At 70.9% G+C, this 13,733-nt stretch carries 17 protein-coding genes; 7 read left to right on the top strand and 10 right to left on the bottom strand.

The annotated features are described in order from the left end of the window. Positions 1 to 44: 44 nt before the first annotated feature. Positions 45 to 638: an exonuclease domain-containing protein gene (locus B7W94_RS11680; RefSeq protein ID WP_085606645.1), complete on the bottom strand. Its 594-nt coding sequence runs from the start codon at positions 636 to 638 to the stop codon at positions 45 to 47. A 59-nt stretch (positions 639 to 697) separates the two neighbouring features. Here B7W94_RS11680 and B7W94_RS11675 point away from each other — a divergent pair, with 59 nt between their 5' ends. The 5 genes from B7W94_RS11675 to B7W94_RS11655 all read left to right on the top strand — a co-directional run bounded on the left by B7W94_RS11675 (position 698) and on the right by B7W94_RS11655 (position 4,101). Beyond that, positions 698 to 1,438, top strand: a complete 741-nt coding sequence (locus B7W94_RS11675) for a class I SAM-dependent methyltransferase (RefSeq protein ID WP_085606643.1) — start codon at positions 698 to 700, stop codon at positions 1,436 to 1,438. 114 nt (positions 1,439 to 1,552) lie between these two features. Beyond that, positions 1,553 to 2,626, top strand: coding sequence for a redox-regulated ATPase YchF (ychF, locus tag B7W94_RS11670; protein WP_062766410.1), 1,074 nt, complete (start codon positions 1,553 to 1,555; stop codon positions 2,624 to 2,626). A gap of 14 nt (positions 2,627 to 2,640) precedes the next feature. After that, positions 2,641 to 2,979, top strand: a complete 339-nt coding sequence (locus B7W94_RS11665) for a hypothetical protein (RefSeq protein WP_085606641.1) — start codon at positions 2,641 to 2,643, stop codon at positions 2,977 to 2,979. A 172-nt stretch (positions 2,980 to 3,151) separates the two neighbouring features. After that, the gene (locus tag B7W94_RS11660) at positions 3,152 to 3,694 is read left to right on the top strand and encodes a hypothetical protein (protein ID WP_139833317.1); all 543 of its coding nucleotides are present in this window, start codon (positions 3,152 to 3,154) and stop codon (positions 3,692 to 3,694) included. A 65-nt stretch (positions 3,695 to 3,759) separates the two neighbouring features. Further along, positions 3,760 to 4,101 (top strand): hypothetical protein, encoded by a 342-nt coding sequence (locus B7W94_RS11655; protein ID WP_085606637.1) that lies wholly within the window; start codon positions 3,760 to 3,762, stop codon positions 4,099 to 4,101. Between the two features lie 11 nt (positions 4,102 to 4,112). Here B7W94_RS11655 and B7W94_RS11650 read toward each other — a convergent pair whose 3' ends face one another. From B7W94_RS11650 to B7W94_RS11625, 6 genes are all read right to left on the bottom strand, one after another. Continuing rightward, positions 4,113 to 4,397, bottom strand: coding sequence for a hypothetical protein (locus B7W94_RS11650; protein WP_085606635.1), 285 nt, complete (start codon positions 4,395 to 4,397; stop codon positions 4,113 to 4,115). Then, entirely contained in the window at positions 4,394 to 4,888 is a 495-nt protein-coding gene (locus B7W94_RS11645; RefSeq protein ID WP_085606633.1) for a BLUF domain-containing protein, read from the bottom strand. The genes B7W94_RS11650 and B7W94_RS11645 overlap by 4 nt, the downstream gene beginning before the upstream one ends. Then, on the bottom strand, positions 4,885 to 5,142 hold the full coding sequence (locus tag B7W94_RS11640; RefSeq protein WP_025102908.1) for a hypothetical protein: 258 nt from the start codon (positions 5,140 to 5,142) through the stop codon (positions 4,885 to 4,887). The genes B7W94_RS11645 and B7W94_RS11640 overlap by 4 nt, the downstream gene beginning before the upstream one ends. Positions 5,143 to 5,226: 84 nt before the next feature. After that, the gene (locus B7W94_RS11635) at positions 5,227 to 7,587 is read right to left on the bottom strand and encodes a glycoside hydrolase family 65 protein (protein ID WP_085606631.1); all 2,361 of its coding nucleotides are present in this window, start codon (positions 7,585 to 7,587) and stop codon (positions 5,227 to 5,229) included. Positions 7,588 to 7,732: 145 nt separating this feature from the next. After that, complete coding sequence (locus B7W94_RS11630; RefSeq protein ID WP_085606630.1) at positions 7,733 to 8,785, bottom strand: SDR family oxidoreductase; 1,053 nt, start codon at positions 8,783 to 8,785, stop codon at positions 7,733 to 7,735. 1 nt (position 8,786) lies between these two features. Then, complete coding sequence (locus B7W94_RS11625; protein WP_085606628.1) at positions 8,787 to 9,668, bottom strand: manganese catalase family protein; 882 nt, start codon at positions 9,666 to 9,668, stop codon at positions 8,787 to 8,789. A 194-nt stretch (positions 9,669 to 9,862) separates the two neighbouring features. Here B7W94_RS11625 and B7W94_RS11620 point away from each other — a divergent pair, with 194 nt between their 5' ends. Then, a complete protein-coding gene (locus tag B7W94_RS11620; RefSeq protein WP_085606625.1) occupies positions 9,863 to 11,260 on the top strand; it encodes a M20/M25/M40 family metallo-hydrolase in 1,398 nt (465 codons plus the stop codon). 144 nt (positions 11,261 to 11,404) lie between these two features. After that, positions 11,405 to 11,974: an alpha/beta fold hydrolase gene (locus B7W94_RS11615; RefSeq protein ID WP_085606623.1), complete on the top strand. Its 570-nt coding sequence runs from the start codon at positions 11,405 to 11,407 to the stop codon at positions 11,972 to 11,974. Positions 11,975 to 11,989: 15 nt separating this feature from the next. Here B7W94_RS11615 and B7W94_RS11610 read toward each other — a convergent pair whose 3' ends face one another. The 3 genes from B7W94_RS11610 to B7W94_RS11600 all read right to left on the bottom strand — a co-directional run bounded on the left by B7W94_RS11610 (position 11,990) and on the right by B7W94_RS11600 (position 13,637). Then, the gene (locus tag B7W94_RS11610; protein WP_139833316.1) at positions 11,990 to 12,652 is read right to left on the bottom strand and encodes a hypothetical protein; all 663 of its coding nucleotides are present in this window, start codon (positions 12,650 to 12,652) and stop codon (positions 11,990 to 11,992) included. A gap of 121 nt (positions 12,653 to 12,773) precedes the next feature. Then, positions 12,774 to 13,073 (bottom strand): Fe-S cluster assembly protein HesB, encoded by a 300-nt coding sequence (locus B7W94_RS11605; RefSeq protein WP_085606619.1) that lies wholly within the window; start codon positions 13,071 to 13,073, stop codon positions 12,774 to 12,776. 108 nt (positions 13,074 to 13,181) lie between these two features. After that, positions 13,182 to 13,637 (bottom strand): GNAT family N-acetyltransferase, encoded by a 456-nt coding sequence (locus tag B7W94_RS11600; protein WP_025102916.1) that lies wholly within the window; start codon positions 13,635 to 13,637, stop codon positions 13,182 to 13,184. Positions 13,638 to 13,733: the final 96 nt, after the last annotated feature.

Genomic DNA, 13,733 nt, shown 5'->3' with positions numbered 1-13,733 from the left:
TGATGCCGGGGGCGTCCGACATCGCGGGGAGGACGCGAGGTGCGTCAGGCGACGGCGCGCTCCAGTGCCGGCACGGCGGGCTCGGTCACGCGGAGGCCGAGGACATCGGCGAGCGCGAAGACATCCGCGGCTCCGGCCCGCGCGGCCGCGTCCACGATGATCTGGGCGCAGGCGAGGGCATCCGCCAGCGCGTCGTGATGCGAGAACTCCGCGTACCCGGCCGCCGCGGCGGCGAGCGGCAGACGGTACGAGTCGAGCTGGTAGGTCTTCCGCGCCACCTGGAGGCTGCACAGCGACCGGTACGGCGGACAGATCTGACCCGTGACCTCGGTCGCCCGTCGCAGGACGTTCAGGTCGAAGCCGGCGTTGTGGGCCACGAGCACGTCGGCACCCGCGAAGCCGCACAGACGGTCGAACTGATCGACCCACGTCGTCGCCGACAGCACGTGCTCGGGGCGGATGCCGTGGATGCGGACGTTCCACTCCTGGAACTCGTCATGGCCGGGCGGGGGCTGGATCAGCCAGTTCGCGGTGGCGACGACCTCCCCGTCCCGCACCCGCACGAGTCCCACGGAACACGCGGAGGCCGGGCTGGAGTTCGCGGTCTCGAAGTCGATCGCAGTGAAGTCCAGTGGCACGTCCTCACTCTCTCCCGGGCCTCCGACGTCGCTGTGCAGGCTCGCCGTATGCTGGCCACATGGCGGACGAACTCGCGAGATCCTTCGGTGCGGCGGCCGGGAGCTACGAGGCCGGACGACCCGAGTACCCCTTCGAGGCCGTCGCCTGGATGCTGGAGCCGATGGCGGACGGTGCGCGTCGGGTCGCCGATGTCGGCGCCGGTACCGGCAAGCTCACGCGGGCGCTCGTCGCGGCTGCCGACGCCGAGGTGGTGGCGATCGACCCGGACCCCGCGATGCTCGCGGCCCTTCGCGACGCCGTTCCCGGGGTGCCCACGTTCGTCGGGACCGCTGAGGAGCTGCCGCTTCCGGACGCGAGCGTGGATGCCGTCGTGTTGGGCCAGGCGTGGCACTGGGTCGAGCCGGTCGCCGCCTCGGCGGAGATCGGTCGCGCGATGCGCCCGGGCGGTGTGCTCGGGCTCGTCTGGAACCTCCGCGACGAGCGCGTCGACTGGGTGCGCCGGCTCACCGACATCATGCACGGCAGCAACGCCGAGATCATGCTCGCCGCGGGCGACCCCGTGGTGGCGGAGCCCTTCGGCGCTCTGGCGCAGGAGCGCTGGGAGTGGTCGCGCCCCATGACGCGGGAGCTCCTGCACCGCATGGCCGCGTCCCGAAGCGCCGTGATCACCGCCGACGAGGCCGAGAAGGCGCGGATCCGCCGTGAGATGGACGCCCTGTTCGACGGGCTCGGCCTGCACGGGGACGACGCGATCGAGGTGCCGTACGTCACCAGGGCGTTCCGCGCGGTCCGCGACTGAACAGGCGTCCGCGCCGCATCAGGCACTTTTCCCACCCTGCCGCCTGACTCCGCGTGGGCGCCTGCCCTCGCGAGGGCGAGGCGGGGGAGAGCGGCGCAGGTAGACTCATACCCCGTGGCTCTCACTATCGGAATCGTCGGCCTGCCCAACGTCGGCAAGTCCACCCTCTTCAACGCTCTCACCAAGAACGACGTGCTCGCGGCGAACTACCCGTTCGCGACGATCGAGCCGAACGTCGGCGTGGTGAACCTGCCCGACCCGCGGCTGCAGAAGCTCGCGGAGATCTTCGGGAGCGAGCGCATCCTGCCCGCCGCCGTGTCGTTCGTCGACATCGCCGGCATCGTCCGAGGGGCGAGCGAGGGGGAGGGGCTGGGCAACCAGTTCCTCGCGAACATCCGCGAGGCCGACGCGATCGCCCAGGTGGTGCGCGGGTTCTCCGACGACGACGTGGTGCACGTGGACGGTGCCGTGAACCCGGCGTCGGACATGGAGACCATCAACGCCGAGCTCATGCTCGCCGACCTGCAGACCGTCGAGAAGGCGATCACGCGGTACGAGAAGGAGGTCCGCGGCAAGAAGATCGACCCGTCGGTCCTCGAAGCCGCGAAGGCCGCCAAGGACGCCCTGGAGCGCGGGATCCTGCTCTCCACGAGCGGCCTCGACCTCGAGCCGATCCGCGAACTCGGGCTCCTGACCGTCAAGCCCGTCATCTTCGTCTTCAACGTCGACGAGTCCGTGCTGACCGACGACGCCCGCAAGGCGGAGCTCGCCGCCCTCGTCGCGCCGGCGCAGGCGATCTTCCTCGACGCGAAGATCGAGTCCGAGCTCAAGGACCTCGACCCCGAGGACGCCGCCGAGCTCCTCGCCTCGACGGGACAGGACGAGTCGGGCCTCGACCAGCTCGCCCGCATCGGCTTCGACACGCTCGGTCTGCAGACCTACCTCACCGCCGGCCCCAAGGAGGCTCGCGCCTGGACCATCCCCAAGGGATCGAAGGCCCCGCAGGCCGCCGGCGTCATCCACACCGACTTCGAGAAGGGCTTCATCAAGGCCGAGATCGTGTCGTTCGACGACCTCGTGGAGACCGGTTCCGTGCAGGAAGCCCGTGCGAAGGGCAAGGCGCGCCTGGAGGGCAAGGACTACGTCATGCAGGACGGCGACGTCGTGGAGTTCCGCTTCAACAACTAGGTATTCGGAGAGCGATGATCGATCACGACAGAGCAACGCTGGCGATTTACAGCGAGTCGCGCACTGTCGCGGAGATCACCGCCTCGCTCCAGCTCGAACCCACCGAAGCTGCGAACATCGGCGAACAGACCCGGTCCGGCCGAGCAGGACGAGCGTACAAGCCCGAGTATCTGACCTATCAGCGGACGACGTGGCTTCTTGACGTGACCGCACGTTCAACGGGCGACGACGAAGGTGTCAATGCGAGCCTGATCACGGACCTCGCCGCCATTGGATGTGAGGTTCGTGGGACCGTCTTCCTCGATGATCATGATGCAGGACGTGACGGAGTGGAGTTCCGCGTCGACGACTGATAGGTTCCGGCTTATCGGAAGGCGGGCTATGTCTCGATCGACAGCACGAACGGCAGCGCTCGCGTCCGTGGGGGTGGTGGCCCTGCTCTTGGTCGGGTGCGGCGCAGAAGGAGCCGGGGACACGTCGAGTGCTCCATCCCCGCCCGCGACCCGCGAGCCCGAGCCCGAGCCCGTGACGGCGGGGGCACCGGAGCCGACCACGACGGACCGCTGCGTCCGGATGTCCGAGGTCGTCAGCTACACCGACGACTGGCGGTGGGAGCGTCGGCAGCCGCTCGTCGACCTCGGCGCCAGGGAGTTCGCGCAGGGGGAGGTGACCCTCGATGACGACGGTCATGTCGTGACGTACACGGTCGCGCCCGGCGACGTCGAGGCGGTGATCGCCGAACGGCTCTGCGCCTACCCGTCCCTCGCCTTGCTGAATCACGTGCGCGATCTCTCCCCGGGGCAGGTGCTCTGGCTCACCCCGGATCCCGACTCGCCCTGGGTGCCGTACTTCAGCCCACTGGATGCCGAGGCCGGAATCGCACGGATCCCCTACCAGAACGCCATGACCGCGGCGGGTCTCGCGGTCGACGCGGGCGACATCGACGGCGTGCGTGCGATCTGGAACGACACCCTGGCGGGCATGTTCACCGACCCCGCCACCATCGAGGCCATCCAGAAGGTGGTCGACGCCGGGGACCCCGACGCGCTGCGCCAGCTCTTCTCCTAAGTCCGCCGAACCCGCGGCCGGAGCGAGGTCTGGATCCCACTCGGTTCGCCTGGGAGAGTGGTGGGATGCAGCAGGCAGAGACGAGTCGACCGCGGCTCCTGAGGAGAGCCCTGCCGGCGGTCGTCGTCGTGCTCGTGACATGGCTGCTCCTCTGGCTGGCTCAGGGAGTGCCGACCGTGTGCGCCCTCGCGTTCCCCTGCCCCACGCCGGACGTCCGTGTCGCCCCGGCCCTGCTCTTCGGCGGGCTGCTGCTCGTGCCGACGGCCGTCCTGCTTCTCACGTCCGGATGGCGCCACGGGCGGAGCGGGGTCCGCGCCGTCGCGTGGGTGCTCCTGGTCGGCATGGCCGTCGTGGGCCTCGGCGCGGTGCTGTTCTCGGGCGGCTTCAGCATCGGTCTCGGTCGCTGACGTGCGACGGCTCAGCGCCGTACACCCGCGTCCGGCCCATGGCGATCCTCGAACGCACGGAGCGCGCGCCTCGCGCGGCGGGTCTCGACGATACCGACGATGATCCCGGCGGCGAACACGATGATGCTGAGAACGCGCCATAACCCGGCGGGCGCATCGAGGAGGAACGCGACCGTCCAGCCGACCGTCATCACCGAGGAGAACACGATCGCGTAGACGCCCCAGTTCCGCCGCCGTTCCAGCGCCATGCGCTGCTGGATGAGCGACGGCTCCAATCCGCCCGCGGGCCCGCTCATACCCGGAGGGAGGAACCCTCGTCGCTCGCGGTCGGAATCGGAACCGCAGCGCCGGAGCGGGTGCGGAACCACAGGGTGAGCTCGACCAGGGCGCGCTCCATCGTGGAGTCGTCCGCGCCGTCGACGAGGTCGTCGAAGGAGTCGCGGAAGCCCGTGGGGGCGGCGGTGTTCCCCGTGCGGAACGACCGATAGCCCATCGACCAATCGGAGAAGAGCCGGGCGGTGATCGGCGTCTCCAGCAGGATGCGCATCGCGCGGTGACGCGGATCGTCGGCGATCGCGTCGACGAGTCGGCGCACGGCCTCGACCGGTCCTTCGAGGACCTGGAGGAAGCGCCCCTGGCGGAAGAGGAGGAGGCCCGTGATGTCGCGGGCCGCGTTCGACCGGCGGCACTGCTCGAGCAGCTGCTCCAGAGCGGTCTCCCGGAACGGCTGCGCCGCCGTGCTGGTGTAGACGAGGCGGAGCAGCCCGTCGGCCCTGGCCGCCGTCACCCCTGCACCAGCTCCGGAGCGCCGAGGGCGGCGTCGCCCTCCGAGGGGCCGGCGTGGGCGACGACCTCCGTGGTCGCGTCGCTCAACGTGGCGTGCAGACCGAGCGGCTGCGCGGACGCGGAGAACGCGGCGAAGCGGCCGTCGGGCTGACGGTCGACGTAGCCGAGGAAGTCTCCGCCGCGGCTTCCGACATGGAAGCCGTCCTCGACGCACGCCCAGAGGACATCCGATGCGGGGTGGGGGGAATCAGGCACGGCTCCACACTACGGCGGGCGGCCGACATCGCCGCGGGCCTTGCGCTGACCCGCCTCGATATGGCACACGCACCGAACGCCGCCTCAGTCGCCGGCGCGCGGTCGTCCCGGTTCCCGCCAGCGTGGCGGCACCGGGGTCGGGGTGATCGGCTCGACGCGGTCCGGCGTCGGCAGGCTCGACGGAACGCCGGCGTGCAGGACGAGCTCCTCGCCCGCGTGCCGGATCGTCACCGGATCGCCAGCGCTCAGCCGGTAGGTCGTCTCCGCCGGCGTGATGTCGACGTGCAGGATGCAGCCGTGCAGCCGCACGCCGAACGCGAGACGGGTCACCCCGTCCGGGAGCTGCGGCCGGAAGGACAGGCCGTCGTCTCCCTCCCGCATGCCCCCGTAGCCGGCCGTGACTCCCGTCCAGATGCCGGCGAGGGCCGCGATGTGGAGTCCCTCGTCCGTGTTGCCGTGGAGATCGTCCAGGTCGAGGGCCGCGAGCTCCGCGAGGTACGCCGATGCGAGCTCGAGATGACCCACCTCGGCGGCGATCACGGCCTGCGCGGCCGCGGAGAGCGAGGAGTCACGCACGGTGAGGGCGTCGTAGTAGGCGAAGGCCCTGGCCTTCTCCTCCCACGTGAACTCCTCGTGCGCGGTGTAGAGCGCCAGCACGAGGTCGGCCTGTTTCAGCACCTGCTTGCGATAGAGGTCGAAGTAGGGGAAGTGACTGTGCAGCGGATAGTCGTCGGGGCCGGTGGCGTCGAAATCCCACCGGGCGTGCGCGGTGAACCCCGCCGACTGCGGGTGCACCTTCCGCTCTTCGTCGTAGAGCACGGTCATGCCGTCGGCGGCGGCCTCCCACGCGGAGATCTCGTCGTCATCCACGCCGAGCCGGGCGGCGACGTCCGGATGCCGCCGGACGGCTGCCGCGGCTCCGCGGAGGTTCCGGCGGGCGGAGAGGTTGGTGTAGACGTTGTCGTCGACCACGGCGGTGTACTCGTCGGGCCCGGTGACCCCGTCGATGTGGAAGCCGCCGTCGTCGTCCCGGCGCCCGAGGGACAGCCAGAGGCGCGCGGTCTCGACGAGGATCTCCGTGCCCGCGTCCTGCTCGAAGTCCTGGTCGCCCGTCGTACGGACGTAGTGCATCACGGCGCCCGCGACGGCGGCGTTGATGTGGAAGGCCGCCGTGCTCGCGGGCCAGTACCCGGAGCTCTCGCGTCCGTCGATCGTGCGCCAGGCGAAGGACGCCCCGCGCAGGCCGAGCGTGCGCGCCCGCTCCCTGGCGTGATCGAGCGTCGCATGACGCCAGCGCAGTGCCTGGAGCGCGGCATCCGGAGCGGTCGAGGTGAGCACGGGGAGCACGAACGCCTCGAAGTCCCAGAACGTGTGGCCCTCGTAGCCCGAGCCGGTGAGGCCTTTGCCGGGGACCGAGCGGGCTTCGGCTCTCGCCGATGCCTGGAACACCTGGAACAGCGCGAAGCGCACGGCCTGCTGCAGCCGGGCATCGCCCTCGATACGGACGTCGCCGCACTCCCAGTACCGATCGAGGACGGCACGCTGTCCCGCCACGAGCGCGTCCCACCCCAGGCGAGCCGCTTCCTCCACGGCCTCCTCCGCGCGGTCACGCAGCGACTGCGGTGCGAGGGACGCCGACCACTCGTGTCCGACGAGCTTGACGACCTTGAGCTCCTCGCCGGGGGCGAGGTCGACGCGGATGCGCGTGCGCGCCAGATCGTCGTCCACCTCGGTCGTCACCTCCGGCGTCCCCTCTCCGGAGATCTGCACGAGATGGTCCGCGCTCACCGCCACACGCAGACCGCTGCGGCGGGTGCGGTGCAACAGCGTGCTCCGCGCGCCGCGCTCCGATGCCGCGACGGCCTCCAGCGGACGGGCGAGGAGCTCCTGCACCCGCGGATCGTCATGGGTCACGGGGAGCGGCTCGTTCGCGAGCACCTCGGACAGCACGGTGACCGCGAGCGGAGCGTCGAGCGCCTGCACGCGGTAGCGCACGGCGGCCAGCGACCGGTGTTCCAGGGAGACCAGACGGGTCGAACTGATGTGCACCCGACGTCCCTCCGCTGACTCCCAGTCGACCTCCCGGTGGAGGGTGCCTTCGCGCAGGTCGAGGCGGCGGGTGTGCGCATGGACGGTCCCGTGCTCGACGTCGAACGGCTCGTCGCCGACCAGCAGGCGGATGAGCTGCCCGTTCGGCACGTTGATCACCGTCTGCCCCGTCTCGGGGTAGCCGTATCCGTCCTCCGCATACGGCATCGGATGCTCTTCGAACACGCCGTTCAGGTAACTGCCCGCCACACCCCGCGGATCGCCTTCGTCGAGATTGCCCCGCCAGCCGATGTGGCCGTTGGAGAGACCGAAGACGGACTCCTCCTGCGCGAGATGGGCCGTGTCGACGCTCTCGATGCCGACGGCCCACGGCTCGACCGTGAAGCGCGCCGTCATCGGCGCGCCCCGGCCCCGAGGCTTCTGTCCGCGGAGGAGCTGAGGATGCCGAGGAGCATGGAGTTCCCTTCTGCCGGAGACCGTGTGCCTCGACGGTATCCGCGCCGATGCACCGGCACGAGGGAGTTGCGCCGCGTCGACCCGGTCAGGTAGGCGGTCGGCGACGCGAGCGGCGCCAGGGCGAGAGCACCGCGCCGAGGAGGGCGACGACCGCTGCGGTCCGCCACCCCGGATGCACCCGCAGCCAGGTGCTGACGCTGCCGCGTCCGCGGTGCGGCAGCCCGCCGCGCTGGTCGGTGTCGCGGAGCGGACCGACGAGGTTCCCGAACTGCGCCGGAGCGGCGTCGGCCGTGTGCATCATCCGAGGACCGAACCGGCCGAGGGCGGCATCGAGCACGCCCGGCGTGACGCGCTGGAGCCCGGTGAGCAGGAGAGCGCCGCCACCGACGTGGGTGGTGCGTGCGGGGTGCACGGCGGCATGGAGGATCGCTCGTGCCACGGACCGCGGACGGTAATGCGGATGCGGCCCGCTCGGCCGAAACGCCATCCGGCTGCGGGCATGACGGTAGATCGGTGTGTCGATGACGGCGGGTCGGACCACCGTGATCGTGACCGGCGCGCGCTCGGCACGCAGTTCACGGCGCAGCGCGTCGATCGCTCCTTCCAGTGCGTGCTTGGAGGCGGCATACGCGCCGTGCCACGGCAGCGCCACCACGGCCTCGGCCGAGCTCACGACGATGATCGTCCCTCCCGAACGCCGGAGCGCCGGCAGTGCCGCCTGGACGCCGTTGAGCTGTCCGATGACGTTGATGTCGAGGACGCGACGGAACTCCTCCGGCGAGGTGTCGGCGACCGGGGCATAGAGGAGCACGCCCGCGTTGCCGACCCAGGTGTCGATCCGCCCGAACGCGTGCGTGATCTGGTCGACCGCGTCCTGCACGGCCCGGCGGTCGGAGACGTCGCACACGATCCCGCGGACGTCCCCGCCTCCCGCGGCGATCTCCTCGACCGTCTCGGTCAGCGCCTGCTCACCGCGGGCGAGCAGGACGACGGATGCCCCCGCTCGCGCGAAGCCGAGGGCCGCCTCCCGGCCGATGCCGCGGGAGCCGCCGGTGACGACGACCACCTGGGCGTCGAGGGGCGGCCGCCGTGCGCGTGTGCGCGGCGACCGCCCCTTCCGCGAGACCGATGGCGGCATCTCACTCCTTGTGGAGCGCGTCCTGCGCGGCGCCGGCCACCTTCTCCACGACGTTCGGCAGCTCGGTCGTGCCGTAGAAGCGCGCGTCGGGGTGCGTGGGCGGAGGCATCTCGGCCGTGGTCGTCGGGCCCTCGTGGTAGCTGAACTCGCCATGTCCGTCCGGCGTCGGTCCGGAGGCCCACGTGCCTTCCGCGGCGGCAGGACCGTCGCTGAAGTTGAGGTACTGGTACGACACGTCGCGGTGCTCCTTCGACAGCGGGAAGTTGCTGGGCACGGGCAGCTTCTCGGCGCCCTCGGCCTTCAGCTCCTCCGCGGCGGCGAGCCACTGGTTCTGGTGCATGGTGTCGCGCGCCAGCAGGAAGCTCAGCAGATCGCGCACGCCGTGGTCGTCGGTCATGTGGTAGAGCCGGGCGACCTGCACCCTGCCCTGCATCTCGGCGTTCGCATTGGCCATGAAGTCGGCGAGGAGGTTGCCGCTCGCGGTGATGTACGAGCCCTGCCACGGGTTGCCGTTGCTGTCCACCGGGCGGGCGCCGGCACCGGCGACGATGCCCTGCTGCACGTCCGTACCGCCGACGATCGCGGCGACCGTCGGGTCGTCCTGCACGGCGTCCTCCGTGATGCCGAGCGGGGACTTCTCGAGGAGCTGCGCGATCATGACCGCGAGCATCTCGACGTGGCCCATCTCCTCGGCCCCGATGCCGAAGACGAGGTCGCGGTACTTGCCGGGGATGTGCATGTTCCACGCCTGGAACTGGTACTGCAGGGCGACGGTGATCTCGCCGTACTGCCCGCCGAGGACCTCCTGCAGCTTGCGGGCGTACACGGCGTCCGGGGCCTCGGGCGTCGCGGAGAATTGGAGCTCCTGTCGATGGAAGAACATATCGAGCCTTTCTCTTCTGGGGATGGGCTGGCCATGCAACGCCCGGTCGGCCGATCCACTCAGGCCCTTTCCAAACCCGGAAGCGCCTGGGACAATCACTCTCGGCCCGCTGCGCCGCGACGACCGTTAGCGGGTGCGCCGCGACGGCGTCAAGCCCCGTCCGGAGAACCGGTCCTCCGGGCAGGCTGTCCTCCATGACGGAGGAGACGGCGGCAGCGCAGGATGCGATCGGCGCCTTCCTCGGGTCCCACGTCGACGAGATGGTCGAGCGTCTGTCGGCCTGGGTCGGGATCCCCTCCGTGTCCGCGGACCCCGAGCGTCGCATGGACGGTGTGCGGTCTGCGCACTGGATCGCCGGAGAGCTACGCGATGCCGGCTTCACGACGACGCTGCTGTCGGCGGGTGACGCGATCACCGTGTTCGCCGAGCGGTCGGGCGCGCCGGGAGCGCCGACGGTCCTCGTCTACACACACCACGACGTCCGCCACGCCAAGCCGGAAGAGTGGAGCGAGACGGCGCCTTTCACTCCGGTGCTCCGCGACGGGCGGCTCTACGGTCGCGGTGCGTCGGACGCGAAAGGCCAGGCGCTCGCGCACGTCTGGGCCCAGCGCGCGCTCGCCGCCGCGGACGGACCTGATGCGGGGGTGCACCTCAAGCTGCTCATCGACGGCGAAGAGGAGATCGGCTCGCCTCACCTCCAGGGGTTGCTGGAGGGAGACCCCGCACGGTTCGCGTGCGACCTCGTGGTGTTCTCGGACACCCTCCAGTGGGAGGTCGATTCCCCGGCCCCGGTCACCACCATGCGCGGGACGCTCACGGCGACCCTCACGGTGCAGGGCCCTGACCGGGACGTGCACAGCGGTGCCGCGTCGGGCGTGACGGTGAACCCCGCGCTGGTGTTGTCCCGCGTGCTCGCGCAGCTGCACGCCGAAGACGGGAGCATCGCGATCCCCGGTTTCTACGACGACGTACCGCCGCTCAGCGAGGAGCGTGCGGCAGAGCTGGAGGCGGTGCCGTTCGACCCGGATGACTGGGCGCGGCGCACCGAGACCAGGGTCATCGTCGGGGAGGAGGGCTTCACGCCGAAGGAGCGCCTCTGGGTGCGTCCGGCCATCGAGGTGATCTCGCTGCTCGCCGGAGACCCCGAGGGCATCGAGCGTTCCGTCATCCCCCGGGAGGCCATGGCGTCGCTGAGCATCCGGACCGTGACCGGCCAGCGCAATCACGACGTCGCCGACCTGCTCCGCGCCTTCGTCGCCGATGTCATGCCTTCGGAGGCGACGTATCGCTTGGAGGTCGACGAGGACATCGCGCAGGAACCGTACGCCTCCCCGCCCGGGCCGATGCGCGACGCCCTGGAGCGCGCCCTCGCCCGCGGCTACGGCCACGCGGTGCAGGGGCGGATGGGGAACGCCGGGGGAGGTCCGGCGGAGTTGCTGTCCCGGGAACTCGCCGCCCCGGTGATCTTCCTCGGTACAGGGCTGCCCGAAGACCACTGGCATGCGAGCGACGAGAGCATCGATCTGCGCATGCTCGTCCGCGGCGCCGCGACCCTCGCGCATCTGTGGCGCGAGCTCGCCGCCGCCTCATGACTCCGCCGGGGGATGCGAGGAGGAGGCTCGTCCCCCGGCGGGCTACGCTGGACGCAGGCGCCACCGCCCGGTGCCCGGTCGCAGGAGCCCGGCGCGGACGACGCCTGCGAACCTGACACCGACGGCTTGAGGAGAACGACGCCGATGACCGACACCCAGATCTTCGAGCCCGAGGGCCGCGCCATCCCCTTCGTCGACGAGGGTGACGGGCCGGTCAAGCTCGTGCTCATCCAGGAGCGCGGCCTGGCCGCCGACGTACTCGGAGTGGTCGGTCACTACCTCGCCGAGGAGGCCGGATTCCACGTGGTGCGGATCGGCCATCGCGCGGATGACGCCGACGTCTCGATCGACGACCGCGTCGCGGACGCGCTCGCCGTCATCGACCACCTCGGCCTCGGCGACACGTGGATCGGCGGACACGGCTTCGGCGGCACGATCGCACGGTCATTCGCGCTGGCTCATCCGGAGCGCGTGAACGGTCTCGCACTCCTCGGCGTGGAAGACGTGGAGACGCCCCTCGCCCCGGTGATCCCGGTGCTGCTGATCCAAGGGACGGCCGACGAGGTCACCCCGCCCGCGAACGCCGAGAGCCTGCGCGCCACGGCTCCGGAGCGCGCCAGCATCAAGGTCGTCGAGGGCGGGGATCACCTCTTCCCGATGACGCACCCCATCGAGACGGCCGTCGTGCTCGAGGAGTACCTGGACTGGGACTGAGGGTGACGCCGCGGGTCAGAGGTCGCTGAAGTCGTTCGCGGGGACCATGATCTGCGTGACGGTGTCGCCGTCGAGCACGAACATCGTGTAGATGATCCCGGTGGAGCCCGGGCGGGTCAGGGACTCGGTGTCCGGTACCTCGCGGCCGCCGAGCCCGAGTTCGCTCGCCGTCTCCGGGTCCTCCGCATCCGTCAGCGCCCAGGCATCGGCGGCGCGGAGCTCGGCGCGGGTGCTGCCGACGCGGAATCCGTCCTCGGTGACGACGGGGAGGCCCGCCACCTCGGCGGCGGTGACGGAGACGCTCGCCGGGGCCTCGCCGGTGCTGTCGGCCAGGACGCGCAGGCCCTCCCAGTCGTACGCCTCCAGCGTGGAGGCCTCGCCGGGGAAGATCTCCACGCTCTCCGGCTCGGGAAGCTCGCCGGTGACCTCCTGGAGGAGCTCGAGAAGGGCGGCGGAGTCCGTGTAATCGGCGCTCCGGTCTTCCGCGCCGGTGACCGTCAGACCGTCCAGCGTCACCACGATCTGCGCGGACGTGGTCTCTGTCGGCGTCGGCGATGCGCTGGTGGTCTCCGAGGGACGAGGGGACGCGGACGGCTCCGCCGAGTTCGCGGGAGCACAGGCCGTCACCGCGAGCGCGGTGGCGGCAAGGGCGAGAAGAAGAGAAGCAGGTCTTCGCATGCTCCGATGCTAGAGCGTTTGCAGCCGGGTGCCCCGAAGGCGCGGACCTCGTTATCAGACCGTGCTCGGAGACGGACGGACGCCGCGGCCGGGGCGGCCGCGGCGTCCGGAGTCTGAGGTCTCAGGCGACCTGAGGGAGCACGGCGAAGGACACGGAGCCCTCGTCGTCCACGCCCGCGTCGAGGACCTTGTCGTCGAGCGCGGAGGCGGCGGCCTCGTCGAGGAACAGGCGCGTGCCCGACAGCTCGACGACCTGATCGGCGGGCTCCGGGTCGGCGGTCACGGCGACGGCGAGCCGGGCCGCGCCCGAATCGTCCTGCGCCTCGGCGGTGTGGATGCGCAGCCCGGCGGCCGGCGCGTCGTTCTGTCGACTCACAAGGGTCGACACGATGGCGGTGGCGTTGTCGGTGAGGGTGAGCACGAGCTCTCCTTTCCGGTTGGGGCATGACGCGGTCGCGACATGTCCCGGCTACGATTCCCCATCGCCCCGGATCCCCTCGACCCCCTTGCGCCGACGGGGGCGCTGCCCTTAACCTCGCAGCCGCTTGCGGAGGAAGACCTGGGCGGTGCCGTCGCCCTGCGGCACCCGTTCGCGCTCCTCGTATCCGCAGGACTCGTACAGCCGGATGTTCGCCTCGCTGAGGCTTCCGGTGAAGAGCTCGGACTCGCGGGCGTCGGAGGCCTGCTCGGCCGCCTCGAGGAGCTTCCGGCCGATGCCCTCGCCCTGCATGTCGGGGGCGATCGCGATCCGTCCGATCAGGAGCAGGTCGTCGTCCTCGACGAATCGGATGGCTCCGACCAGGCGGCCGTCGATCCGGGCACCCAGGCCGCGCTCCGAGGTGAGCTCGGCCTCCATCTCGGCGAGCGTCTGGGTCAACGGCGGCATGTCGACGCTCCCGTAGATCGCCGCCTCCGACACGAAGGCCGCCCGCTGGATCGTGAGCACCTCGCCGGCATCCGCCGCGGTCAGAGGGGCGATGACCACCTCGGGTCGATCCTCCTGTGCTGCTGTTCCCACTGTTCCGCCTCTCGTGATGGCCGTGTCGCCTCCCTCACGTTCGGGGGTGCGCCCGGTGGGTGT

It is taken from the genome of Microbacterium sp. LEMMJ01, assembly GCF_002114135.1.
GTDB lineage: Bacteria > Actinomycetota > Actinomycetes > Actinomycetales > Microbacteriaceae > Microbacterium.
The sequence above is the reverse complement of the archived record's forward strand: the minus strand, read 5'-3'. Positions and strand labels throughout refer to the sequence as shown.